This is a genomic window from Arthrobacter sp., from assembly GCF_030540645.1.
GTDB lineage: Bacteria > Actinomycetota > Actinomycetes > Actinomycetales > Micrococcaceae > Specibacter.
This window is the reverse complement of sequence record NZ_JAUNVV010000137.1, coordinates 1-4115: the sequence shown is the minus strand read 5'-3', so window position 1 is coordinate 4115 and position 4115 is coordinate 1. Positions and strand designations below refer to the sequence as shown.

Here is a 4115-nt window from a genome sequence, read left to right as displayed (position 1 = left end):
TTGTCGAGCTGCAGCCTACTTTGGACAAACGGCTCCCTATCTTAGATACCGTCCAAATTACGATTGCGACCCCTGCGAGTAGCATTCGTGGTGCGGCGATGTCTCCACCGGGTGCCCTTGAGCCTGAAAGAGGTCACGCAACTCTTGTTGACAAGAAGTCGTGCCCAGATGACATCCAATAGCAAGCCGGAATCCGCCGCTGACACCCGCTGGCTGGCTGAGGGCGTCTCTTGTCCTGGCACCCGGACGGCATCGTCGGCATAGGCGAACGCCCGGATCCGGGTGGCTCCCCTCGTGGTGATCTGTCTATGTGCTGTGCACCCAGTCAGCACCGCCAATCTTCAGTATTTGTCCTTGCCAGAATCGATCCTGTACGGTCCAGACGCTCCTCGCAATGAGGAGCGTCTACACATTTCTCGTGACTTCAGAGGTTCAGATGTCTCATGCGTCCTCGGCGCAAGAGCCCCCGATAGATTCCCGCAGCCGTCCGTGGCTGATCGTGTTCGTGCTTGGATTCTCCAGCCTGAGCGCGTCTCTCATGCAGTCTCTTGTGATTCCCATCCAAAGTGACCTGCCCGCCTTGCTGCACACTTCAGCTTCAAACACTGCGTGGATCGTGACGGCAACGTTGCTCGGTGGTGCGATAGCCATGCCTGTTGCAGGCCGGTTGGCGGACATTCACGGGAAGAAGGCCCTGCTCGTTATTTCCTCGATGATTCTGCTTGTGGGGTCCCTACTCGCCGCACTTTTCGGTTCCTTCCTCGTCGTCCTCATTGGGCGAATTCTGCAGGGCCTGGCCATGGGGTACATCCCGGTAGCGATCAGCCTGGTTCAGGAAGCAGTTCCACCTCGGATGGTGAACTCAGCCATTGCCACGGTGAGCGCGACCCTGGGGGTTGGAGGGGCTCTCGGGTTACCCCTCGCGGCGTGGGTGTTCGAAGTCTTCGACTGGCACGCACTGTTTTGGGTATCAGCAATTCTGGCCGCAGTGATGCTGGTGCTCTCAGCCGCTGTTCTGCCACGAAGCACCTTGAAACATCCGGCACCGTTCGATTACGCCGGGGCATTCGGATTGTCTGCTGCTTTGGTTGCGATCCTGGTCGGAGTGACCAAGGGCAACGACTGGGGCTGGATGTCAGTACCCACTGTCGGAATCATCGTGGGTGGGATCATCATCCTTGCCCTGTGGGGACGCTACGAACTGAAGCATGCAGCTCCGCTTGTGGACCTGCGAACAACGGCCAAACTGCCGATTCTTCTCACGAACATTGCTGCTCTACTCGTCGGCTTTGGAATGATGACGGAGTCGATCGTGATTCCCCAGCTTCTGCAGGCACCGACCTCGGTCCCACACGGCCTGGGGCAGTCGGTCATGGCAACTGGTCTGTGGATGGCGCCCGCCGGGTTTGCAATGCTCGCATTTTCTCCAATTTCGAGTATGTTACTCACCCGCTTTGGAGGGCGGATCACCTTGGCGATCGGGGCCATGGGAGTGGGACTCGGGTATCTGTTGGCAGTGTTCATGTCTGATGCCCCATGGAAACTGATGTTCGTCGCGTCCGTAGCTTCCGCAGGCGTCGGAGTCGGCTACGCCGCAATGCCCACGCTCATCCTGAGGCATGTGCCACGCAAAGAAGCTGCTTCAAGTGTGGGGGTCAACGCACTCATGCGGTCCATGGGAACAACCATTTCGGGGGCCGTGATGGCGATCGTCCTCGTCAGCAGCACCATGCCTGTCCCGGGCGGCGAAGGTCAGGTCCCCACGCGGAATGCGTTCCTCCTTGCCTTCGCCATTGGGGCCGCTGCGGCGTTCCTGGGTGGGGTGCTCACCTTGTTCATTCCGCGGGAGGGGCGGCAACAGCCTCACGTTCTGGAATGCGTAAACGGCTCCTAGTCGATCTGTGCGCAAAACCAACCGTTCCTCGGGGGAACTCAAGTGCCGCTGAGACCTGCCGAGGCTGGCGCCAGTGCCGCGAGATGAGATCCAACGGGACGTACGAAATCGATCTGCCAGATCTACGTTGTCTGGCGTGGATTCGGATCTTGCTCCAGCTGGGAATTCAGAGCGTGCCGACCAACGAGGAAGCCTTCCTGACAGAGGTCCACTCCGGTGCCGGTTCGCCTTCAAACGAACAGGGACCGACCGGTACGTCGGCTGGGCCTCATGCCAAACTCCAGGATTCGGCGACGCGTCAAGTGCCACCCCGCCGCGAGACAGGGGGAGATGGGGTGTGGAGTGGTGTCTCCACCGCCGGACCCAGAGCACGTCAAACGAGTGAGACGGCCAAGGACAGCTGCGGATTTAAGCCATTCACCGACACCCATGTTTTGCCTCGCTGCGCAACGGCCACGAATTCGTAGGAGACCTGCAGCAAGACTTCCGCGTTTAAGTCGCCCCTGTCCCGGTCGGGGTATTCTGACGATGGAGCACTGGCGAGTGAAAGGGACGCCTTATCTGGCGCGTCTCGATCCGTAGATGCCGGGAGTTCTTGAGCCGGTGAATGGGCCGTTTACGCCTCAGCCAATGAGCGGTACGGCGCAGTACTCTGATTGCATCCGGGGATGTCCATGACTGACAAGCGTTCGGCGATGGAAGAGGACCATGATCAAGGAGACCGGTACACCGCAAACGGTCGTCATTCTGGGCGCCAGTTTCGCGGGACTGTTCGCGGCGGTGGCGTGCGCCGGTGCGGGGCGCCGTGTCATCTTGCTTGAGCGCGACCGACTGCCCGTTCGGCCAGCACCTCGACCGGGCGTTCCGCAGGGCAACCAGCCTCACGTATTCCTTCATCGCGGCATGCTGGCACTGGAGGAGTTGCTCCCCGGAGTCGGTGCCGAGCTGGAAAGCTTGGGTGCCATCGCCATCGATACCGGCGACCTTGCGTGGCTCGCTGAAACAGGGTGGTCGGACTACGGTCGCAAGGCGTACACGGTGCTGTCGGTGACCCGGCCCTTGTTGGAGGACGTCGTCCGCCGTCGTGTGCGGGCCTTGCCGGGCATCGAGATCCGCGATGGAGTCCGGGTGGTGGGCTTGCACCGCCGTAGGGAAGCGCAGACGTGGGAGGTGAGCCTCGCCGATGGGAACGTCTGGGAGACAGGTCTCGTGGTGGACGCCTCCGGCCGCTCCTCGCGTTTACCGGTGTGGCTGAAGAACGAAGGTCTGGGTGACGTCCAGGTCTCCGAGGTCGACGCCCACGTGGGGTATGCCACCCGCACCTACTCTGTGCCGCCGGGCGCGGTGGAGCCCGCGGGCGTTGTCCTGCTCATGACGCCTCGGACGCCTGCTGGCGGCATGGCGCTGCCCGTGGAGGGTGGGCGGTGGCTTGTCACGGCGGTGGGAGCAGGTGACCGGCGTCCGCCCCGGGATCATGCTGGGTTCGAGCAATTTTTTGAAGGGCTGACGGACCCCGCCGTGGCCGAAGTCGCCGCTGCCGGCGAGCCTCTCGGGGACGTGCATCTGCATCGGCAAACGGGTAACCGTCGGCACCACTACGAACGACTCCGTCGATGGCCACCCGGTCTGCTCGTCGTGGGGGATGCGCTGTGCGCATTTAACCCCGTCTACGGCCAGGGCATCACTGTGGCGGCCTGCCAAGCCGTGGTGCTGCGCGACAGCCTGAGAAATGCTGCCAGCCCGATGGCACTTCGTCGGCTGCAACGCCACTGCGCGCGCGTCGCTGACCTGCCGTGGGCAATCGCCACGGGACAAGATTTGCGCCTGCTGCCCTCCGGAGCGCGACAGTCGGCTGTCCAAGTGCTGTTCGAAGCCTGGGTCGGTGAGGTGGGTCGGCTAGCCGCGCACGGTGACGCTCGTGCGACGTTGGCGATGGCACGCGTCTATCACCTCATGGCGTCACCGTTGGTGATGGCGCACCCGGCCCTGCTCCTTGCGAGCATCCGGACGCGCTGGCGGGGCACCGGCCCGGCGAATCCCCGCCCACCAATACGTCGCGCACCTGCCTGAGCGAACCTGCGGCACCAAGGAGCCCCAGCAAGGCGAACGAGGTGAGGAGTGGTGTCGGTGATGACATGCCGAGCACTGGGCGGCTTTGGGTGAGACGCATGAGGTCTCGACACGCGCAGGGCTCGTTCCTCGCCGAGCGCTACTCGACCAG

At 62.5% G+C, this 4115-nt stretch carries 2 protein-coding genes; both read left to right on the top strand.

Going from position 1 to position 4115, the window contains the following annotated elements; translation table 11 throughout:
• The first annotated feature begins 418 nt into the window (after positions 1 to 418).
• Complete coding sequence (locus Q4P21_RS15885) at positions 419 to 1894, top strand: MFS transporter (RefSeq protein WP_303389693.1); 1476 nt, start codon at positions 419 to 421, stop codon at positions 1892 to 1894.
• 708 nt (positions 1895 to 2602) lie between these two features.
• The gene (locus Q4P21_RS15880) at positions 2603 to 3964 is read left to right on the top strand and encodes an FAD-dependent monooxygenase (protein ID WP_303389692.1); all 1362 of its coding nucleotides are present in this window, start codon (positions 2603 to 2605) and stop codon (positions 3962 to 3964) included.
• The last annotated feature ends 151 nt before the right edge of the window (positions 3965 to 4115 follow it).